General features: G+C 64.0%; 19 protein-coding genes. 9 read left to right on the forward strand and 10 right to left on the reverse strand.

All coding sequences use genetic code 11. From position 1 onward, the window contains the following. Positions 1-182: 182 nt before the first annotated feature. The gene (locus tag MNBBLIKP_RS04790; protein WP_176399658.1) at positions 183-590 is read left to right on the forward strand and encodes an acyl-CoA thioesterase; all 408 of its coding nucleotides are present in this window, start codon (positions 183-185) and stop codon (positions 588-590) included. A 158-nt stretch (positions 591-748) separates the two neighbouring features. Here MNBBLIKP_RS04790 and gyrB read toward each other — a convergent pair whose 3' ends face one another. After that, a complete protein-coding gene (gyrB, locus tag MNBBLIKP_RS04795) occupies positions 749-3289 on the reverse strand; it encodes a DNA topoisomerase (ATP-hydrolyzing) subunit B (protein ID WP_088308023.1) in 2541 nt (846 codons plus the stop codon). A 122-nt stretch (positions 3290-3411) separates the two neighbouring features. Continuing rightward, a complete protein-coding gene (locus MNBBLIKP_RS04800) occupies positions 3412-3687 on the reverse strand; it encodes a hypothetical protein (RefSeq protein WP_088308025.1) in 276 nt (91 codons plus the stop codon). Positions 3688-3861: 174 nt separating this feature from the next. Between MNBBLIKP_RS04800 and MNBBLIKP_RS04805 the strand changes: the two genes are divergently transcribed. The 3 genes from MNBBLIKP_RS04805 (at position 3862) to guaA (ending at position 8839) form a co-directional block, all read left to right on the forward strand. Next, on the forward strand, positions 3862-5277 hold the full coding sequence (locus MNBBLIKP_RS04805) for a M20/M25/M40 family metallo-hydrolase (protein WP_088308027.1): 1416 nt from the start codon (positions 3862-3864) through the stop codon (positions 5275-5277). Between the two features lie 416 nt (positions 5278-5693). Further along, a complete protein-coding gene (locus MNBBLIKP_RS04810) occupies positions 5694-7235 on the forward strand; it encodes a class I adenylate-forming enzyme family protein (protein ID WP_088308029.1) in 1542 nt (513 codons plus the stop codon). Positions 7236-7279: 44 nt separating this feature from the next. Next, positions 7280-8839: a glutamine-hydrolyzing GMP synthase gene (guaA, locus tag MNBBLIKP_RS04815; RefSeq protein ID WP_088308031.1), complete on the forward strand. Its 1560-nt coding sequence runs from the start codon at positions 7280-7282 to the stop codon at positions 8837-8839. Positions 8840-8851: 12 nt separating this feature from the next. Here the strand turns inward: guaA and MNBBLIKP_RS04820 are convergent, their stop codons facing one another. Further along, a complete protein-coding gene (locus MNBBLIKP_RS04820) occupies positions 8852-9346 on the reverse strand; it encodes an asparaginase domain-containing protein (RefSeq protein WP_088308033.1) in 495 nt (164 codons plus the stop codon). Next, positions 9346-9756 carry a DoxX family protein gene (locus MNBBLIKP_RS04825; RefSeq protein WP_088308035.1) on the reverse strand — a complete coding sequence of 137 codons (411 nt, stop codon included), beginning with the start codon at positions 9754-9756 and terminating at the stop codon, positions 9346-9348. Before MNBBLIKP_RS04825 ends, MNBBLIKP_RS04820 begins: the two co-directional genes overlap by 1 nt. Positions 9757-9805: 49 nt before the next feature. On the opposite strand from MNBBLIKP_RS04825, the gene MNBBLIKP_RS04830 reads away from it, so the two are divergent. Continuing rightward, positions 9806-11110: an MFS transporter gene (locus MNBBLIKP_RS04830; protein ID WP_254912914.1), complete on the forward strand. Its 1305-nt coding sequence runs from the start codon at positions 9806-9808 to the stop codon at positions 11108-11110. A gap of 49 nt (positions 11111-11159) precedes the next feature. Here the strand turns inward: MNBBLIKP_RS04830 and MNBBLIKP_RS04835 are convergent, their stop codons facing one another. The 6 genes from MNBBLIKP_RS04835 to MNBBLIKP_RS04860 form a co-directional block, all read right to left on the reverse strand. Further along, entirely contained in the window at positions 11160-11798 is a 639-nt protein-coding gene (locus MNBBLIKP_RS04835; RefSeq protein ID WP_088308039.1) for a TetR/AcrR family transcriptional regulator, read from the reverse strand. Continuing rightward, positions 11798-13042, reverse strand: coding sequence for a cytochrome P450 (locus MNBBLIKP_RS04840; protein WP_088308041.1), 1245 nt, complete (start codon positions 13040-13042; stop codon positions 11798-11800). Before MNBBLIKP_RS04840 ends, MNBBLIKP_RS04835 begins: the two co-directional genes overlap by 1 nt. 146 nt (positions 13043-13188) lie before the next feature. After that, positions 13189-13590, reverse strand: coding sequence for a hypothetical protein (locus tag MNBBLIKP_RS04845; RefSeq protein ID WP_088308043.1), 402 nt, complete (start codon positions 13588-13590; stop codon positions 13189-13191). Between the two features lie 51 nt (positions 13591-13641). Continuing rightward, on the reverse strand, positions 13642-15060 hold the full coding sequence (gene tldD / locus MNBBLIKP_RS04850) for a metalloprotease TldD (RefSeq protein WP_088308045.1): 1419 nt from the start codon (positions 15058-15060) through the stop codon (positions 13642-13644). Positions 15061-15097: 37 nt separating this feature from the next. Next, positions 15098-15295 carry a zinc-finger domain-containing protein gene (locus tag MNBBLIKP_RS04855; protein WP_088308047.1) on the reverse strand — a complete coding sequence of 66 codons (198 nt, stop codon included), beginning with the start codon at positions 15293-15295 and terminating at the stop codon, positions 15098-15100. A 34-nt stretch (positions 15296-15329) separates the two neighbouring features. Further along, positions 15330-15941 carry a DUF4402 domain-containing protein gene (locus tag MNBBLIKP_RS04860; RefSeq protein ID WP_088308049.1) on the reverse strand — a complete coding sequence of 204 codons (612 nt, stop codon included), beginning with the start codon at positions 15939-15941 and terminating at the stop codon, positions 15330-15332. 131 nt (positions 15942-16072) lie between these two features. Here MNBBLIKP_RS04860 and MNBBLIKP_RS04865 point away from each other — a divergent pair, with 131 nt between their 5' ends. The 4 genes from MNBBLIKP_RS04865 to ppk2 all read left to right on the forward strand — a co-directional run bounded on the left by MNBBLIKP_RS04865 (position 16073) and on the right by ppk2 (position 21195). Beyond that, positions 16073-17023 carry an ABC transporter ATP-binding protein gene (locus MNBBLIKP_RS04865; protein ID WP_088308051.1) on the forward strand — a complete coding sequence of 317 codons (951 nt, stop codon included), beginning with the start codon at positions 16073-16075 and terminating at the stop codon, positions 17021-17023. 168 nt (positions 17024-17191) lie between these two features. Then, a complete protein-coding gene (locus MNBBLIKP_RS04870; protein WP_176399657.1) occupies positions 17192-18106 on the forward strand; it encodes a DUF1963 domain-containing protein in 915 nt (304 codons plus the stop codon). 27 nt (positions 18107-18133) lie between these two features. Then, on the forward strand, positions 18134-19711 hold the full coding sequence (nadB, locus tag MNBBLIKP_RS04875; RefSeq protein WP_088308055.1) for an L-aspartate oxidase: 1578 nt from the start codon (positions 18134-18136) through the stop codon (positions 19709-19711). Between the two features lie 401 nt (positions 19712-20112). Next, positions 20113-21195: a polyphosphate kinase 2 gene (gene ppk2 / locus MNBBLIKP_RS04880; protein WP_088308057.1), complete on the forward strand. Its 1083-nt coding sequence runs from the start codon at positions 20113-20115 to the stop codon at positions 21193-21195. The last annotated feature ends 50 nt before the right edge of the window (positions 21196-21245 follow it).

Below are 21245 nucleotides of genomic sequence, written 5' to 3' on the forward strand. Positions count from 1 at the left end.
GGGGAGGTGGCAGACGCCGCAGGCGGCTGACGGAGGGGGCGTTCGCACCTTGCCAAGCCCCCTCCGGCCCGCCTTCGGCGGCCCACCTCCCCCAAGGGGGGAGGATTTGGTGAAGCTGACCGAAAGACGCATTCGCTTCACCGCAAGACCGCTGGCAATTTCCGCTGCGAATGGCTATTAACATGGGTGTGAACAACGCTATCCCCTATGCCCACGCCATTGCCGTCGATCCTGCGGACATCGATTTCATGGGCCACGTCAACAACGCCAGCTATCTCAACTGGGTTCAGGACGCGGTGATCGCGCACTGGCGCAGCCTGGCCCCGGTGGAAGCCGTGGCCGCGCACCTGTGGGTCGCGCTCAAGCATGAGATCACTTATCGCCGCCCAACCTTTCTGGGCGACGAAGTGATCGCCACGGTCCTGTTGGAAAAATTCCACGGCGCCCGCGCCAGCTATGAAACGGTGATCCACCGGGGCGAGGAAGTGCTGGCCGAGATCAAGTCCAGTTGGTGCTGCATTGACGCCGAAACCCTGCGCCCCGCCCGGCTGGCGCGGGACGTGATCGCGCGGTTTTTTCCGGAACCTTGAACGATCCTCCCCCAGCGGGGGGGGGACCGGCGAAGCTGGTGGAAGGGGGCGAGCCAGATTGCGCGCGGCAGCGCGCAGCCGCTATCCGCGGCGTTTCTTGACAGCCCCCTCCGTCTCGCTGCGCGAGCCACCTCCCCCGGTGGGGGAGGATTGCCGGCCTATACGTCCAGATTGGCCACGTTCAGCGCGTTTTCCTGGATGAAGTCGCGGCGCGGTTCGACCACGTCGCCCATCAGGCGGGTGAAGATGTCGTCGGTTACGTCGGCGTCCTCAACCTCGACCTGCAGCAGGCTGCGATTTTCCGGGTCGAGCGTGGTTTCCCACAGCTGTTCGGCGTTCATTTCGCCCAGCCCCTTGTAGCGCGCAATCGACAGCCCCTTGCGCCCGGCGGCGAGCACTGCATCAAGCAGTTCCGACGGGCGGGTAACCTGATCCTTGACTGACTGGCTGCGCACCACCGGCGCGGTCTGGTCATTCTCGTTGACTTCGGCTTCCACCTCGGGCGCTTCTTCCACTGCGCTGCCCGCGCGGACCAGCCGGGCAGGAGCGGAATAGACCTCGACATTTTCAGCGGCGAGCCGGGCGAGCTTGCGCGCTTCGGCGCTGGTCAGGAAACTGGCGTCAATCGGATAGGCGTCGGTCACCCCGCGCCAGACCCGCTTGACCATCACCGCGCCTTCGCCCGTCAGTTCGGCGCTCCACTTCGCATCGCGGTCCCCGGCGTCGAGCCAGATCGCGGTGCGCGCAAGGGCAGCTTCACGGGCCGCGCGATCAATATCCGGGGCGAGCACCCCGGCCATGGCCAGCGCTTCGACAATCGCGGAATCATAGCGGCGCGGAACGAAGCCCATCAGGCTGCGCATCCGCATGGCATGTTCGACCAGCGCCTCAAGCTCGGCCCCGCCGCGTACGCCGCCAGCGGTTTCCAGCACCCGGCCCGCCAGACCCGCTTCGACCAGATGGCGATCGAGTGCGGCAGCGTCCTTCAGGTAAACCTCGCTGCGTCCCTTGGCGACCTTGTAAAGCGGCGGCTGGGCGATGAACAGGTGACCGGCCTTGATGATTTCCGGCATCTGGCGGTGGAAGAAAGTCAGCAGCAGGGTGCGGATATGCGCGCCGTCAACGTCGGCGTCGGTCATGATCACGATCTTGTGATAGCGCAGCTTTTCCAGATTGAATTCATCGCGAATCCCGGTGCCCATCGCCTGGATCAGCGTGCCGACTTCCTTCGATGAAATGATCCGGTCAAACCGCGCGCGCTCCACATTCAGGATCTTGCCCTTGAGCGGCAGGATCGCCTGGATCTTGCGATCACGGCCCTGCTTGGCACTGCCGCCGGCCGAATCCCCTTCGACCAGGAACAGTTCGCACAGCGAGGGATCGCGTTCCTGGCAATCGGCCAGCTTGCCGGGCAGGCTGGCAATATCCATCGCCCCCTTGCGCCGGGTCAGCTCGCGGGCCTTGCGCGCCGCTTCGCGCGCGGCGGCGGCATCGATGATCTTGCCCACCACCTGCTTGGCATTGGCGGGGTTTTCCTCAAGCCAGTCGCTCAGCCGGTCAGCCATCAGGCTTTCCAGCGGCTGGCGCACTTCTGAACTGACCAGCTTGTCCTTGGTCTGGCTGGAGAACTTGGGATCGGGCAGCTTGACCGAAACAATCGCGGTCAGCCCTTCGCGCATGTCCTCACCGGTCAGGTTGACCTTTTCCTTTTTCAGCATGCCGGACTTTTCGGCATAGTTGTTGAGCGTGCGGGTCAGCGCGGCGCGGAACGCGGCCAGGTGAGTGCCGCCATCGCGCTGCGGAATGTTGTTGGTGAAGCACAGGACGTTTTCGTAATACGAATCGTTCCATTCCAACGCCACGTCGATCCCGATCCCGTCGCGTTCGCTGCTGATCGCGATCGGATCGGGCAGCAGCGCGGTCTTGTTGCGATCGAGGTAAGCGACGAAAGCGGCAATCCCGCCTTCATAGAACAGGTCATGTTCCTTGACCTCTTCCCCGCGCAGGTCACGCAGCAGGATTCGCACGCCCGAATTGAGGAAGGCCAGTTCGCGGTAGCGGTGTTCCAGCTTTTCGAAATCATAGATGGTGACGTTCTTGAACGTTTCCTCGCTCGCCAGGAAGGTCACGCGGGTGCCGTTCTTGACCTGGCCCTGACGCCCGCCCTCGGTGGCGATCGGGGCATCGCCGCGCACGATCAGCGGGCTGACCGCATCGCCGTGGGCGAACTTCATCCAATGTTCCTTGCCCTCGCGCCAGATCGTCAGTTCCAGCCATTCCGACAGGGCATTGACCACCGACACGCCGACCCCGTGGAGCCCGCCTGAAACCTTGTAGGCGTTGTCATCCGAGGTATTCTCAAACTTCCCGCCCGCGTGTAGCTGGGTCATGATCACTTCGGCGGCGGACACGCCTTCCTCGGCATGGATCCCGGTGGGAATCCCGCGCCCGTTATCCTCGACCGAGACCGAGCCATCGGGGTTGAGTTCGATCAGCACCAGATCGCAATGCCCGGCCAAAGCCTCGTCAATTGCGTTGTCCGACACTTCGAACACCATGTGGTGCAGGCCGCTGCCATCGTCGGTATCGCCGATGTACATGCCTGGCCGCTTGCGCACGGCATCGAGCCCCTTGAGGACCTTGATCTGATCGGCGCCATAGGCGTTGGCGTTGGGTTGGTTATCGGGTGTTTCGGACATGCCCAGCCTATAGGCCGAGCTACGCTCCGGGGAAAGCGGAACAGCGCGGCAATGGCTCATTCCTCCACAGCGAAGTCAAGCAATCGTCGGCCATATCCCGCTCCGAATTCCTGCTTGGAGCGCTAGCCTGAATTCCAGCCTCGCTCCATCAGCACCTGGCTAACCTGTTCGAGCCCGGTTTCGCCACCGAGATGTTCGACAATTCCGGTGAGAACCTCGTGCTGGAGCCCCGTTGCATCTGCGGCCGAAGCAATCGTGTCGCCCGGTTCAGCATAGGCGCCACCCAAAGCAATCAGGCCCCTTTTGGCATCATCATGCTCGATTCCAAGGCTTTGAGCGATTCCAGGTATGTCGATCCCAACCAGCGGATCGTCACCGGCACTGTCAAATTCATCCATAGCCCACCTCCGTAACGGCCTGAAAGTTCTTGCGATGCAGAAATCGTATCCAACAGCCAAAGCGATTGCCAGTGAACTCGTCTGCGGAAACGACTTCATTGGCATCCGAACCCTTCCCTCCCTGAGAAAATCCTGCTTGACTGTGCTGCAAGCAAAACAGGGAGTCTCAATCCGATGAAACATGTTCTAGCCGCGCTGCTTGGCGCATCCGTATTGGCCGGTGCTGCTCCCGCGCTGGCGCAAGACGCGCCGCTGCGCCCAGATCAGGCGGAGTTTCGCGGGCTCTACAAGGAACTGGTCGAAACCAACACCACGGTCAGCAATGGCAGCTGCACGCTGGCGGCAGAGCGGATGGCGGCGCGGCTCAAGGCAGCCGGTTTCAAGGATGATCAGCTGACCCTGTTCTTCACCAGCGAACACCCCAAGGACGGCGGGCTGGTGGCGATCATGCCCGGCACGTCGAAAAAGCTGAAACCGATGCTGCTGCTCGCCCATATCGACGTGGTCGAGGCCCGGCGCGAGGATTGGGTGCGCGATCCCTTTACCCTGATCGAGGAGGACGGCTATTTCTATGCCCGCGGCGCGGCGGACGACAAGGCGCAAGCCGCCGTCTGGACCGACACGCTGATCCGCTTCGCCAAGGATGGCTACAAGCCCAAGCGCACGATCAAGCTGGCCTTGACCTGCGGTGAGGAAACCAGCGGCGCGTTCAACGGCGCAGAGTGGCTGGCCCGGAACAAGCGCGATCTGATCGACGCCGCCTATGCCCTTAACGAAGGTGGCGGCGGGCGCACCGATGGCAAGGGCAAGCTGCAGGTCCAGTCGATCCTGGTCGGCGAAAAGGCCTATCAGGACTTTGTGCTGACCACCACCAACCCGGGCGGCCATTCCAGTCAGCCGGTGCCCAGCAATGCGATTTACCAGATGTCGGCAGCGCTGGCCAAGGTCAGCCAGTTCGAATTCCCGGTGGAATTCAACGACACCACCCGCGCCTTCTTTACCAAGGCCGGGGCGCTGCGCCCGGATGCGGCCGGCAAGGCGATGCAGGCGCTGGCGGCCAACCCGGCTGACAAGGCCGCCGAAGCCGTGGTCAACCAGGACAAGATGCTGCATTCGATGCTGCGCACCACTTGCGTCGCGACCCTGATCGATGGCGGCCATGCCCAGAACGCACTGCCGCAGCGGGTGACGGCCAATGTCAATTGCCGGATGTTCCCGGGCCGCACCGCCGATGAAACCCAGGCCATGCTGGCCAAGGCGATCGGCGATGACGGCGTGAAGATCGAACAGAAGGTCAAGGACAAGCCGATCGCCAAAAGCCCGCCGCTCGATCCCGCGCTGGTCGGGCCGATGGAAGCGCTGGTGGCCAAGCATTTCCCCGGCGTGCCGGTAATCCCGACCATGTCGACCGGCGCCACCGACGGGGTCTATCTCGGCGCGGTCGGCATCCCGACTTATGGCGTGCCCGGCATCTACGGCGATCCGGACGGCAACGGCGCGCACGGCCTGAACGAGCGGATGGGCGTGAAATCGCTCTATCAGGGGCGCGACTATCTGTACGATCTGGTCAAGGTGCTGTCGGCGAAGTGAAAGGTCTTTGCCGGCCGCATCCAACAAGCAAGGGCCGCTACGCCAAGGCGTAACGGCCCTTTGCTGTTTGGGAGGTGCTGCCCCTGGCCGCTCAGGGCCGGGCCGCCGGTCGCTCAGGCGATCGCGGCGGTGAACATCAGGCCGCTGATCCCAGCGGCGGCGATGATCGGCAGCACGATCGAAAGGATCTGGCTGCGCATATTGTTTCTCCTATTGCGTTCGCGAACTCAGTTCGCATCTGCAACATAAGTAATCCGGTAGAGATTACCAGTGCAAAGCACGTCATGGCCGTTGCGTTTTTTGCAACCGTGGCATTTACCTCATGGCAAGACCTCCCGCCCTGCGCCGCTCTGGACAGAGGGGGCGGTCATCCGCCAAGGATGGGCAAACAGCACTTGTGAGAGGTAACCTGCCCGATGTCCGCCGATCCTGCCGCCCTGCTTGACCAGCCTTTCGGGTCCTTTTCCGCGCTGGTCGCGGCCTGGGGGGCGCACAATGGCGATGCGCCCGCGCTGCATGATGGCACCACCACGCTCAGCTGGCGCGATACTGCCGATCGGGTCGAGCGGATCGCCGCGCGGCTGCAGGCGGACGGGTTGCAGCGCGGTCAGGCAGTGGCGATCCTGGGCATGTCCACCGTCAACTACGCCCTCGTCTATATGGCCGCGATCCGCGCCGGGGGCTGCGCTGCGCCGCTGACTACCAGCGCCAGCCCCGACCAGCTGCGCGGCATGGCAGCGGATTCGGGCGCGATCCACTTGTTCATTGACCGCGCCAAGCTGACCGAACTGGGTGATTTCACGCTGCCGATCGCGGGGCAGGTGGTGCTGGACGAGGAACTGGACAGCTTCATGGCGGCCCCCGGCACTCTGGCCGCGCCGTTCACGCCGGAAGACAAAGACCCCTTCAACATCATCTACTCATCGGGCACCACCGGCATTCCCAAGGGGATCGTCCACAGCCACGGGATGCGCTGGCGGCAGGTGACGTTCCGCGCCTCGCAGAATTACGGCGTGACCAGCCGCGCGCTGCTGTCCACCCCGCTCTATTCCAACACCACGCTGGTTACCTTCCTGCCGACGATGTTTTCGGGCGGATACGCCTCGATCATGGGCAAGTTCGACGCGCAGAAATGGCTGGAACGCGCCGCTGGTGAGCGGATCACCCACACCATGCTGGTCCCGGTGCAATACCGCCGCCTGATGCAGTTCCCCACTTTCGACCATTTCGACCTGTCATCGCTCAAGCTCAAATTCTGCACCTCCGCCCCCTTCCCGGCCGAGCTCAAGGCCGAAGTGCTGGCGCGGATGCCGGGCGGGCTGGTTGAATACTATGGCATGACCGAAGGCGGGGTCAGCTGCATCCTGCTGGCGCACGAGCATCCGGACAAGCTCCACACCGTCGGCCAGCCCGCACCGGGCCACGGCCTGAAAGTGATCGACGAAAACCTGCAGGAAGTGCCCCCCGGCGTCGCCGGCGAACTCGTCGGGCGCAGCAACGTGATGATGCTGGGCTACAAGAACCAGCCCGAAAAGACCCGCGAAGGCTATTGGACCGATCCGGCCGATGGCTCGGTCTGGCAGCGCATGGGCGATGTCGGGCGGATCGACGCCGAAGGCTTCGTCGAACTGGTCGGGCGGACCAAGGACGTGATCATTTCGGGCGGCTTCAACATCTTCCCGATCGATCTGGAAACCGAACTGGCCAAGGACGAGCGCGTGGTCGAAGCCGCCGTGGTCGGCATTCCCTCTGACCAATGGGGCGAAACCCCGGTCGGCTTCGTCGTGCTGCAACCGGGCGTGGGTGAAGACGCGCTGGAAGACATCCGCACTATAGCCAACAGCCGCCTCGGCAAAACCCAGCGCGTTTCCGCCCTGCGTGCGATCGCCGAAATGCCGCGCAGCCATATCGGCAAGTTGCTGAAGACGGAGCTGCGGGAGATTGCACAGGCGAAATAGCGCGCAATCTTGCCAGTCTGGCCTGCCGCCACTATCGCCCCGCCATGAGCATCCAACCCTCCGATTCCATCCTGATCGTCGATTTCGGCAGCCAGGTGACCCAGCTGATTGCCCGCCGCGTGCGCGAAGCGGGGGTCTATTCCGAGATTGCGCCGTTCAGCCATGCCGCTGCCGCGTTCGAGCGGATGCGGCCCAAGGGGATCATCCTGTCGGGTTCACCCGCATCAGTGCTGGATGAAAACGGCCCGCGCATTCCGGACGAGCTCCTGAATTCCGGCCTGCCGATGCTGGGGATCTGCTATGGCCAGCAGGCGCTGATGCACCAGCTGGGGGGTGAGGTCAGCCTGGGTGACAGCGGCGAATTCGGCCGCGCCTTTATCGAGATTTCAGACCGCTGCGCGCTGTTCGACGGCCTGTGGGCCGAGGGTGAGAAGCATCAGGTGTGGATGAGCCACGGCGACAAGGTTACCGCGCTCGCCCCCGGTTTCCGCCCGGTCGCAGCCAGCGCGGGCGCACCCTTTGCGGTGATCGCCAACGATGAAAAGCGCATCTACGCGATGCAGTTCCACCCCGAAGTGGTCCACACGCCCGATGGCGGCAAGCTGCTCAAGAACTTCGTGCGCCATGTCTGCGGCCTGTCCGGGGACTGGACCATGGCCGAATTCCGCAAGACCAAGATCGCCGAGATCCGCGCCCAGGTCGGCAAGGGCCGGGTGATCTGCGGCCTGTCGGGCGGGGTCGATTCTGCGGTTGCCGCGGTGCTGATCCACGAAGCGATCGGTGAACAGCTGACCTGCGTGTTTGTCGATCACGGCCTGATGCGGCTGGGTGAGGCGGAGCAGGTGGTCAGCCTGTTCCGCAACCACTACAACATCCCGCTGGTCCACAAGGACGTCAGCGCACTGTTCCTGAACGGTCTGGCCGGAGTGACCGACCCCGAAGCCAAGCGCAAATTCATTGGCAAGACCTTTATCGACGTGTTCGAGGAAGAGGCCAAGCAGGTCGGCGGGGCAGACTTCCTCGCTCAGGGCACGCTCTATCCCGACGTGATCGAATCGGTTTCGTTCACCGGCGGCCCCAGCGTCACGATCAAGAGCCACCACAACGTTGGCGGCCTGCCCGAACGCATGAACATGCAGCTGGTCGAACCCTTGCGCGAACTGTTCAAGGACGAAGTGCGCGAACTGGGCCGCGAGCTGGGCCTGCCCGACGTGTTTGTCGGCCGCCACCCCTTCCCCGGCCCGGGCCTCGCAATCCGCATCCCCGGCGAGGTGACGCGCGAACGCTGCGACGTGCTGCGCAAGGCCGATGCGGTGTACCTTGAGGAGATCCGCAACGCCGGGCTCTATGATGCGATCTGGCAGGCCTTCGCCGTGCTGCTGCCGGTCAAGACCGTGGGCGTGATGGGCGATGGCCGCACTTACGACAACGTCTGCGCCCTGCGCGCCGTGACCAGCACCGATGGCATGACGGCGGATATCTATCCCTTCGACGCCGCCTTCCTCAGCCGCGTCGCGACCCGGATCATCAACGAGGTCAAGGGCATCAACCGGGTGGTCTATGACTATACGTCAAAGCCGCCGGGGACGATTGAGTGGGAGTGAGTCCGGCCTCGGTCAGAGGCTGACGAACTTCCCTGCCGCGCGGTCCTTCCTCACTTTGAGCCCGTCGAACACTTCGCCGCTCATCGCAATGTAAACGCCCGGCGGGGCGACCTGGGCCGTGGCGAAGGCCATGCCGAGGTTGAACGGGGCGTCGGTTTCGGCAAACCGCGCGGGGCTGAGCGCGCCGGTCAGGACCACGGTCTTGCCGGGTAGCTGCGCGGCCAGCACTTTGGCGGTTTCGGTCATGGTATCGGTGCCGTGGGTCACGACAATCCGGCTTTCCGGAGCCTCGAGCGCGATGCGGGCGATCAGGTCGCGGTCGGCCTCGGTCAACTCAAGGCTGTCCTTGCGCATCAGTTCGACCACGCGGAACGGCAAGGCCACGCGCGCTTCGGCCAGCAGCGCAGGGATGCCGCTTTCGACGATCTGATATTCGCTCAGCGCGTCGAAATAGGCCTTGTCGATGGTGCCGCCGGTGGTGAGCACCAGTACGGGTTGCTGGGTCATCAGTCTCTCTTAGGTCCGAAGCGATCGATCCAGTCGCTGCTTGATCCGACCCATAGCGCCAGCCAGATCAACACCGGCTGAAACGCCAGGCGGGGGATGTGATAGCCCAGCCCCAGCCCCTGATCGGACCGCGCGAGATCGCTCAACATGTGCTGGAAATTGGCCGGCCAGACGCACAGCGCATAGGCCGCCAGACCCCAGCCGGCATAGCGCCGCAGCCCAGGGCGGAACGGCTGGAGCAGCCCCACCGCCCCAGCCAGTTCGGCAATCCCGGTAAAGGCGACGACTGCCCCGGGGGCGGGCACCCAGCCGGGCATGATCGCCAGGAACGGCGCGGGCGCGGCGAGATGCAGCACGCCCGCCGCAGCATAGAACAGCGCGAGCAGCACGCGCAGCACACGGCGCGTCATCGGGCAAACCTGATGCTGGGCGAGGTCATGCAAGGGCCATAGCGCAGCCATGCCCCACCGTGCTAGCCTTGGCGCAAACAACGGGGGAGAACGGGCGATGGTGACTGCGGCAGAGATTCAACGCGAAGCCGGGCCGCGCGCGAGCGGGACGCGGCTGGCCTGGGTGGTCGGGCTGCTGGGACTGTCAGTGCTGCTCAATTATATCGATCGCGGCGCGATCGGGGTGGCGGCGCCGCTGATGAAACAGGAGCTGAACCTGTCCGCGACCAGTTTCGGCACGGCGGTATCGGCGTTCTTCTGGGTCTATGCCCCGCTCTGCGCTTTCGTCGGCTGGCTGTGCGACCGGTTCTGCGTCTACCGCATGTTCGCGCTGGGCATCGCGCTGTGGGCGTTTGCCACGCTGTTGACCGGCTGGGTCGGCGGGATCGCATCGCTGATCGTGCTGCGGCTGGTGCTGGGACTGGGCGAAAGCATCGCCTTTCCCGGCAGTTCCAAGATTTTCGCGATGGAAGTGCCCGCCGCGCACCGCGGGCTGGCCAATGCCGTGGTCGCCGCCGCGCTGGCATTCGGCCCGGCGGTCGGCACGCTGGCCGGGGGCATGATCCTGCAGGCGGCGGGATGGCGGCCGATCTTCTGGATCTTTGGCGCGATCACGCTGCTGTGGCTGCTGCCCTGGCAAGTCACCAGCGCGCCGCTGCGCAGCAAGAGCGTGGCAACCCCGGCAACCGATCCGGTCAACTTTCGCGCGCTGCTGAAAGTGCCCGCGCTGCACCTGATGGGCGCAGCGCATTTCATGTCGAACTATGGCTTCTACTTCCTGCTGACCTGGCTGCCGCTGTATCTGGTCAAGACTGTCGGTTATTCGATCCCGCAGATGACCTTGCTGACCACCATGGGCTTTGTGATCCAGGGCGTGACCGCGCTGGTCAGCGGTCGCCTGTCGGACCGCGCGGTCGCCGCCGGTGCGGACGAGGCGACGCTGCGTCGCCGGGCGATGATCTGGGCCCAGGCGCTGGGCGGCGGCGCGATCGCGGCGCTGTGGTATGCGCAGGGGCCCTTGCAGGTTGGCCTGTGCCTGGCCGTGGCCGGGATCGGATCAGGCCTGCTGGCGACCAACCTCTATGCAGTCGGCCAGATATTCTCCGGCCCGCGCGCGGCGGGCAGCTGGATCGGGGTGCAGAACGCGTTTGGCAACTGTGCCGGGATCATCGGCCCGGTGGTTACCGGGGTGATCGTCGACCGGCTCGGCAGCTATGGCTGGGCCTTTGCGCTGGCCGCCGGGGTATCGCTGCTGGGCGTGTGGTGGTGGTGGAAGATGGTGCCCGAGATCAGGCAGGCGGATCTTTCCGCCTGACCGGTGTTGCAAGCCAACTGCGGATGCAGTTGGCGCACCAAACAAGGACTCACGCCGCCAAAGCAGTTTCCTCGATTGCCTCAATCGCGGCATGGAGCTGCGCGGCGGCCTCGTCCGTCAGGCGGTGTTCGAACAGGGTCAGGTGGCGGCGCAGGGTGCGGCGCACCGTGCCAGATCCTTCGCCGGTCGGCTCACCCAGTTCGCGGTAATGCTCAAGCCCATAGCGGACGATGATCGTGGCGTTGATCGCCAGATCGCGCAGCCGCTCGCGCGGCCAGTCAAGCAGTCCGGCGGTGACCAGCGCGGCCTGGTGCGCTTCGAGCTGTTCGAACGTCCGCCGCAGCCATTCGGGCGCGCGCTTGCCCACCACTTCGGCATGTTCGCCATAGCCGCTCTGGTCGCGGTAGAGGAAGCGGAAGTGCCGGAATTCGGCCATCAGTGCCCGCAGCAGATCGACATAGGCAGACAAGGGATCGGCGCCGGGCCGCATATCCAGCCGCCGGTCGATCGCCGCGGCAAACTGTTCCCCCAAGGCTTCGAGCAAGGCGCGCTTGGTCTTGAAATGATACCACAGGTTGCCTTCCGCCATGCCGAGGTGCGCGGCGAGCGCGGCGGTGGTTACCGCGCCATAGCCCTGTTCGTTGAACAGGACCCGCGCCCCTTCGACAATGCGGTCCTTGGTTTTCATCAGTAGTGCGACAGTTCGACCATCACTTCCTTGTAGCCATGGACAAAGCAGGTCGCCACCCGTTCCGGTTCGGCGATCACATTGGCGCGCAGGCGGCGCTTGGCCATTTCTTCCAGCAAGGTGGTCAGCTGCAGTTCGGCCACCCGCGCCCCGACGCAACGGTGGATGCCATAGCCGAACGACAAGTGGCGGCGGGCGTTGTCACGATCGACGATCACTTCGTCGGGCCGGTCGAACACGGTCTCATCCCGATTGGCGCTGATGTACCACAGCACCACCTTGTCGCCCTTCTTCATCTGCGCCCCGTCCAGTTCGGTGTCTTCCATCACCGTGCGGCGCATGTGCGCCAGCGGGGTCTGCCAGCGGATCAGTTCCTGCACTGCATTGGGGATCAGTGACGGGTCAGCTTCCAGCTTGGCGCGCTGATCGGGGAACTGGTTCAGCCCCCAGGCAAAGGCCGACATCGAATTGCGGGTGGTATCGTTGCCGCCCACGATCAGCAGGATCAGGTTGCCGATGAATTCTTCCTGGCTCATGTGGTTCATCGCGTCAGAGCGCAGCATGACCGAGATCAGGTCCTTGCCCGGATTGGCGGCCTTGTCCTGCCACAGCTCGGCAAAGGCAGCGCCCATTTCGAACAGTGCTTCATTGCGCTTCAGCATGTCCTCAGGCGATTTCATCAGTTCGACATTGCCGCCCATGTCCGACCAGTAGGTCAGCTTGTGGCGCTGTTCCCACGGGAAATCGAACAGCCGGGCGAGCATGCCGGTCGTGAGCTCGATCGAAACCCGCTCAACCCAGTTGAACGCCTCGCCGATCGGCAGGCTGTCCAGCACTTCGGCGGTGCGTTGCTGCACTTCGCGCTTCAATTCCAGCACTTCGCTGGGCCCAAAACTGGGCGCGATGGTGCGACGCTGGGCGGTGTGGTGCGGCGGGTCCATCGCGATGAACATCGGGGTGCGCAGCTCATTCTCCATCGGTTGGTCAACCGAACCGGCAATCGCGATCCCGCCGAATTCCCAGCTGGAGGAAAAGATCTTGGGCAAAGCCTCGATATGAACGATCGGCTTGTGCGTGCTGACTGACCAATAGGGACCGAACGCGCTGTCAGGCACGAACTGGATCGGGGCCTGCGCGCGCAATGTGCGGAACGGTTCCTGCCAGCCTTCGCCTTCGTAGAGTTCGGCGCGGCTGACATCGATCGGGGCCAGTTGGGCATCGGATACGGTGGTGGCAATGTTCATGGGCTCTCTCCCTTCGCGCTGCGGCGATTCCCGTTTTAGGGTATGCACCCTAATTCCGGGATCGAAGGCAAAGAGTCAAGTCCCCAAACAACAACCGCCGCCAGGACGGGAGTCCGGGCGGCGGCCACTCGCTGTTCAGACGAGGATCAGTCGGCCTTGGCGACTTTCTTGTAGGGCACGAAATCGCCCAGATTGACGAAGCCGGTCCAGAAGCCGCCGGTGCGGTCAACCGTCTGGACGATGTCCAGTTTGCACAGCTGGCTGCCGGTGGTCTTGGTCACCAGAATATCGTCATCATCCAGCTGGCGAGCATTGTCCGGGCGGTTGACCCAGATCGTGTTGCCGCTGCGATAGACCAGCGCGGTCTTGTCGAGCACGGTCATGTCGCGGGTGTCCCAGCTGTTGAGGCAGCTGACCGGCTTGCCCGCTTCACGCCCGGCGATCAGCTTGTCCAGCCGCTCTTGCGGGGTCAGCTTCGGCCCGGCCGTGGCGGCGGTCCCGATCAGCAGCGCCGAACCGGCGGCGAGAGCGAGTGCGAACTTGCGCATTGTCATTCTCCTTCTCTCAGACTGAGGGCAGCCTAGCACTTCAATCTGAACCTAGGCTGTCCCGCCCACGGTCAAGCCTTCGACCAGCAGGGTCGGCTGGCCCACCCCGGCGGGCACCGACTGGCCGCCCTTGCCGCAAATCCCCACGCCTTCGTCCAGCGCCATGTCATTGCCGATCCCGGTCACGCGGGTCAGCACGGTCGGGCCATCGCCGATCAGGGTCGCGCCCTTGATCGGGACGCCCAGTTTCCCGTTCTCGATCCGGTAAGCCTCGGTGCAGGAAAACACGAATTTGCCCGACACGATATCAACCTGCCCGCCGCCAAAGCTCTTGGCGAAAATCCCGTTCTTCACGCGGCTGAGCAGCTCGGCCGGATCATCGTTCCCGCCTTTCATGAAAGTGTTGGTCATGCGCGGCATCGGCGCATGGGCATAGCTTTCACGCCGCCCGTTGCCGGTGGCAGGCACGCCCATCAGCCGGGCGTTGAGCCGGTCCTGCATATAGCATTTGAGGATCCCGTCCTCGATCAGCACAGTCTCGCCAGTCGGAGTGCCTTCATCGTCGATCGAGAGCGAGCCCCGGCGCCCGGCAATCGAGCCATCGTCCACCACGGTCACGCCGAGCGCGCCCACCCGTTCGCCGATCCGGCCCGAGAAGGCCGAGGTGCCCTTGCGGTTGAAATCGCCTTCCAGCCCATGCCCGACCGCTTCGTGCAGCAGCACCCCGGGCCAGCCGGGGCCAAGCAGCACGGTCATTTCCCCGGCGGGCGCGTCCACACTGTCCAGATTGGTCAGCGCCTGGGCCAAAGCCTCATCAATCGCGCGGTTCCAGCTTTCAGGCTTGAGCAGGTCATCATAGAGCCAGCGCCCGCCCATCCCGAAGCTGCCGGTTTCGCGCCGCCCGTTCGCCTCGGCCACGATCGAGACGTTGAGCCGCACCAAGGGCCGCACATCGGTGGCCAGGAACCCGTCAGCGCGGACCACTTCAACCACGGACCATGAGCCTGAAAGGCTGGCTGATACCTGCGCCACGCGCGGATCGCGGGCGCGCGCCGCCGCATCGATCGCTTCCAGCAGTTGCACCTTGGCCGCGAACGGCACCAGATCGAGCGGCGACTGATCCGTATAGAGATGCCGGTTGTTCTGGCGTGGCGGGGCGCTGGGCTGGCCTTTGGCCGGATCGAGCAGTTGCAGCGTCTCGCCCGCGCGGCGGATCGCGGCTTCGCTGATTTCGTTGGCGTGGGCAAAGCCGGTCATCTCGCCCGAAACCCCGCGCAAGCCAAAGCCCGCATCGCGCGAATAGTCGGCAGTCTTGAGCCGCCCGTCATCGAACACGAAGCTCTCGCTCGCCACGAATTGCAGGTACAATTCGCCATCGTCACAGCGTTGCAGGCAATCGCGAGTGACGGCCTGCGCGGCCTCGGGAGTCAGTTGGCGGTAGAGCAGGCTGCGCGGATCGGGCGTGGTCATGGCCCCGATATAGGCGCTTTGCCGGACTTGGCTAGGGTCAGGCGGCAGCCTGATCCGCCGCGCCGCCTTTCAGCACGAAACGCTTGTCGCAATAGCCGCAATCGACATAGCCGCGCTCGTCGATTTCCAGATAGACGCGCGGGTGACCCAAAGCGGCGCCGCCGCGCACATCGCTGGCGCCGTCGCACGATACGCGGGTGGTGGTGACAAGGGTGGTTTCCTGGGCAGTGCTCATGGACCAAGGCCATAGCAGCGCCGCGCGGGCATTTCTACTGGTACTGGACAGTGACGTTGAAAGTCCCGACGTAGACACCCGCTGCCTGGTTGGCTGCAACATTCAGCCTTCCACCAATCCGGAAAACGAAAATGCCGCTGTTCGAATTGATCGAATAGCGCGGATTACCCCCGCCATTACCATTGCCATTGCCATTGCCATTGCCGCCAACCGGCGACAGCCCCGGTGCCAATCCCAATGTCAGCGTATCGACCACCATTTGCGCACCGCCGGGACCGATCAGGTTGATTGTGGACGGGGTCTGGATTCGCACGGTCATGCGGCGCGTCCCCATGCCGGCGAATTCGGCGTAATGACAGCCCCCGGTGTGCAGGATCGTCCCCGTTACCGAACAAGCACCGGAATCGGGATCCAGCGTTACCGTGCCCGCTGTAGGCCGGGCCGCGAACCGGCCAAAGTTCAGATCCTGCATCTTGAGCAGGGATAGCGGTTCAACGACCACCGCCTGGGATTGCCCCGTCGCCTGTGCGACCTGGGCGAGTGCCGTACCCGGGAAAACCGCGCAAATCAGGGCCGCCAGCAGCGCGCCGATGGCGCGACTGGCATGTCGTGGCGCAAAGCCACGGTGAAAAGACCCCCAAGTCATCCTGCCGCACTACCCCGGCGCGTGTGAAGGCATACTGCAGGCATATGGTTAATGGCGCGGTAGGAATTGGGTGCGAGGCGCGGAATTCCGGGGGCTTTACCTTGGCCCGATCCTGCCGCAAAGCAGCACCCATGAACACCTCAGACCTGCCCCCCGCAATCCGTATCAACAATGTGGTCAAACGCTATGCCGCCGCCGGCCAGGGTGAGGCCAAACTGGCGCTGAAGGGCGTCAGCTTTGACGTGCCGCAAGGGCAGATCTTCGGCCTGCTCGGCCCCAATGGCGCGGGCAAATCGACCTTGATCAATATCCTTGCCGGGCTGGTCAACAAGACCAGCGGAAGCGCGGAAATCTGGGGTTTTGACATCGATGCGAACCCCCGAAACGCCAAGCGTTCGATCGGGATTGTCCCGCAGGAAGTGGTGTTCGATCCGTTCTTTACCCCGTACGAAGTGCTGGAAAACCAGGCCGGGCTGTATGGCGTGCCCAAGGCGGCACGGCGCAGTCTGGAACTGCTGGGGCAAGTGCACCTGTCGGACAAGGCCTATGCCTATGCCCGCACTTTGTCGGGCGGGATGAAGCGCCGTCTGCTGATCGCCAAGGCGATGGTCCACGCCCCGCCAGTGCTGGTGCTGGACGAGCCGACCGCCGGGGTCGATGTGGAACTGCGCCGCCAGCTGTGGGAACTGGTCAGCGAACTGAACCATCACGGCGTAACGGTGGTGCTGACCACCCACTATCTGGAAGAAGCCGAACAGCTCTGCAATCGCATCGCGATCATCAACCACGGCGAACTGATCGCCAACAAACCGACCCGCGAACTGGTTGAAATGGCACGGGAAAAAATCGTAGTCCTGACACTGGATCGCGATGTGGTCGACCTGCCCGCGCACCCCGCCTTCCTCAAATGCGAACGGGCGGGCGAACGCATGATCGAGGTCACTTTCGACAAGGACCGCACCAATGCGGGCGAGATCCTGTCGCAAATCCAGGCCCAGGGCTTTGGCATTGTCGATGTGACCACGCGTGAGGCTGATCTGGAGGATGTGTTCGTCCACCTGACCAGCGCGGCGGCGGCGTGAGGCAATGAGGTTGTCGAGCCGCCGGGGCCTGCTCGGTCTGGGTTGCGAGGAGGACTGGCGATGGCTGGCTTAGGTGGATTCCTTGGTAAGCTGTTCGGCGCTGGCGCAGCGCCGCACGCTTCGGCTGCCATGCCGCGGCCGTTGGCCAGCATCGCCGAAGTTGACGCGGTGATCGCCGAAACCGGCTTTGCCGCGGCGGCCGACGATATCCGGGCGCACTGCGAGCCTTGCCTGCACATATTCGAAGCCGGGCGAGCGAGCGGCGGGGCAAGAGGCGGCACGCGGTTCGGCGGCGACCCCGACTTGCCGCGTGGAGCAAGCTGGCCGCAATCGCCAAGCTGCCCGCAGCCCAGTTTCTTCGGTCAGATCGACCTTGCCGAAATTCGCCACAGCCCGATCGCCAAGCATCTGCCGCAAACCGGATTGTTGTCGTTCTTCGCTGACCTCGAATCCTTTGATCAGGATCCGCTTGGGGTCTACGTGCTACATATCCCTGCCGGAAATGAACTCGAGCAACTCAGCGCTCCCGAGGGAACCGCGAGCTACAATCCGGTTGCAGTCCGGTTCGAACCGGGAGTGGCCTTTACAGAATTCGATTGGGCTTGGCTGAACGAGCTCGCCGATGCGAACCCAAATGGCGATATCGACGCCCTAACCAACCGGCTTGGTGCCGCCCCCTGGCCTGTCATGGGCAGGTTGCTGGGCTATGCAAACTGGCCCCAGGACGACCTGCGAGAAGAACTCTACTTTCGCGAAATCGGTCGCCCGGGCCAGGAGCGGCTGCGGATCTGGCGGTCCTGGCCGGATTGGGAGAAGGCCAAGAAGATCGCCGATCCACTGGCCAACGGCACGATTTACCGGCCTTGGTCGGAACAGGACGATGCCAATGTTCGCTGGATCATCGACCATGCTGCCGAAGTGGACCGCGGGGTTACGCGATGGCAATCGCTGCTGACGATCGAATCCGGCAAGGCCATGAACTTGTGGATCAACGATGCCAATGCGATCTATTTCTTCGCGCCTAAAGATCTGCTCCAGCACGGGGACTTTTCCAATGTCCAAGCTGTCACCACCCAAAACTAGGGCCGCAGCGGCCTTGATCGGGAAGCCATGACTCACGACGTCATCATCGTCGGTTCCGGCGCGGCCGGACTGACGGCGGCTTTGGCTCTGGCCGAAAAACTGAAGGTGCTGGTGCTGGCCAAGGGCGAGCTGACCGGCGGGTCAACCGCCTGGGCGCAGGGCGGTATCGCCGCCGTGCTGGATGCCGGGGATACCTTTGAAGAGCATATCCGCGATACCATGGTCGCCGGGGCCGGGCTCAACCGGATCGAAACCGTCGAATTCGTGATCGGACGCGCACCCCACGCAATCGACCGGCTGGTCAAGCTGGGCGTGCCGTTCAACACCGAAGGCGAACACCTCCACCTGACGCGGGAAGGCGGGCATTCGCACCGCCGGATCGTGCATGTGAACGACGCGACCGGCTGGGCGGTGCAATCGGCCCTGCTCAAGGCCGCGCAGGACAATCCCAACATCACGCTGCTGCCAAATCGCGCCTGCATCGATCTGATCACCGGCAAGCATGAAGCGGAGCGCTACTCCGGATCGGGCCGGGTCTGGGGGGTCTATGCCCTGAATGAGAGCACCGGCAAGGTTGAAGCCCACACCGCCCGTGCCACGATCCTCGCCACCGGCGGGGCGGGCCGCGTGTACCAGTTCAGCACCGCCCCGCGCGGCGCGACGGGGGACGGGATCGCGATGGCCTGGCGCGCCGGGGCACGGGTCTCCAACATGGAAATGATGCAGTTCCACCCGACCTGCCTCTACAACCTCGACGTCAAGAACTTCCTGATTACCGAGGCCGTGCGCGGCGAAGGCGGGCACCTGCTCAACCCCAGGACCGGGCACCGCTATATGCCCGATTATGACGAGCGCGCCGAACTGGCCCCGCGTGATGTGGTCGCCCGCGCCAATGACAGCGAGATCAAGCGCGACGGGCTCGATTACGTCCACCTCGACATCAGCCACCAGCCGGCTGACTTCGTGAAGCAGCACTTCCCCAACATCCACGAAAAGCTGCTGGGGCTGGGGATCGACATGACCACCCAGCCGATCCCGGTGGTCCCGGCACAGCATTATACCTGCGGCGGGGTGCTGATCGATCTGGCGGGCCGGACCGACCTGCCGGGGCTCTACGCCGCGGGCGAATGCACCGAAAGCGGGCTGCACGGGGCGAACCGCCTTGCCAGCAACTCTCTGCTCGAATGCTTCGTGTTCGGCGATGCCGCCGCCGCCGACATCCTCGCGCGGTGGGACAGCTTCGACGCCCCGCCCCCGGTCCGCCCGTGGGACGAAAGCCGCGTCACCGACAGCGACGAAGAAGTGATCATCAAACAGAACTGGACCGAAATCCGCCGGTTCATGTGGAACTATGTCGGCATCGTGCGCACCACCAAACGCCTCGAACGCGCCAAGCACCGCATCCAGATGCTGACGGACGAGGTCGAGGAATACTATTCCCACTTCCGCGTTTCGACCGACCTGATCGAACTGCGCAACCTCCTCCAATGCGCCGAACTGATCGTGCGCTCCGCCCTCGCCCGGCATGAGAGCCGGGGGCTGCACTATACGCTGGACTATCCTGAAACGCTGCAAGTGGCGCGCGATACGGTGCTGGTGCCTTAGGCGCAGCGCACTGGTTCTGGCTGGGGTTAGTTCACGCAGAGGCGCAGAGGAAGCAGAGAGGCGCGGAGAGTTTGAGCCGAAGGCTCGTTCCTTCATGGACCCGTTCCGCCAGACCCCGTTAGATGAATGGCAAACGGCTTCGCCGCAAGTGCGACCTCTCTGCGCCTCTCTGCTTCCTCTGCGCCTCTGCGTGAACCCCTTCCCAGCTTGCATTCCGCGCAACACCTCATGCAAGCTTCCCGTTTGACGCATGCCCGCCTCTGGCGGGACACTGCCTGCATCATCTCCGAGTCGGTTTCCGCCCGGTTTTTCCGGCCTTTGTGGTTACCAATCGGGAATGTTTGCCTGCCATGATGGCGTGACGACAGGGCCCTGAGTGCCCGACGGGATGGAGTGATTGCATGACGACCAAGCGACCGGCCAAGGCCCCGGCGGCCAATGACACCAGTCTGCCGCCGATGGTGGAGCAAAGCCTGGCCGACGAACGCACCGAAGCCGCGAACGAGGCCGAGGAAGCCGCGCTGGATGCGGTGGCCGCGACCGGCAATTCCGACGGCGTGGAAGCGATCATCGCGGGCGCCTCGCCCGACGATGCGGCGCGGATGCGCGAACATCTGGGCCTGCCCAAGCCGTCCGGCAAACCGCGCAAGACCAGCGACGAATTGTCCGATGACTGGCGCAAGGGCGGCTATCCCTACAAGTACAAGATGCTGCGCAAGGATTACGAGCGCGAGAAATTCATCCTTCAGACCGAGCTGCTCAAATTGCAGCAATGGGCCAAGGAAAGCGACCAGCGGATCATCATCCTGTTCGAAGGGCGCGATGCGGCCGGCAAGGGCGGCACGATCAAGCGGATGATGGAACACCTCAACCCGCGCGGCGCGCGCGTGGTCGCGCTGGAAAAACCGAGCGAGGTCGAACGCGGGCAGTGGTACTTCCAGCGCTATGTCCAGCACCTGCCGACCAAGGGCGAAATGGTGCTGATGGACCGCTCCTGGTACAACCGCGCCGGGGTGGAACGCGTGATGGGGTTCTGCAGCGACGAGGAATACAAGGAATTCCTGCGCCAGGCCCCCGAATTCGAACGCAATCTGGTGCGCAGCGGCATCCACCTGATCAAGTTCTGGTTCTCGGTCAGCCAGGCTGAACAGCGCCGCCGGTTCAAGGAACGCAAGGTCCACCCGCTCAAGCAGTGGAAGCTCTCGCCGGTCGATCTCGCCAGTCTGGACAAGTGGGACGATTACACCCGCGCCAAGGAAGCGATGTTCTTTGCCACCGACACGGCTGACAGCCCGTGGACCGTGATCAAGAGCGACGACAAGAAGCGCGCCCGGCTCAACGCGATCCGCTATGTCCTCCATTCGCTGCCCTACAAGGACAAGGACGTGGGCCGGATCGGCATGGTTGACGACCTGATCGTCGGCCGCGCCAACATCATCCACGAACGCGGCGAACACGGCTGGCGCAGCGGCAAGGACGATTGAGGGGCGGCAAAGCCCCCTCCTCTTCAGAGGAGGGGGTTGGGGGTGGTGCG

The organism is Novosphingobium sp. B 225 (assembly GCF_002198665.1).
GTDB lineage: Bacteria > Pseudomonadota > Alphaproteobacteria > Sphingomonadales > Sphingomonadaceae > Novosphingobium.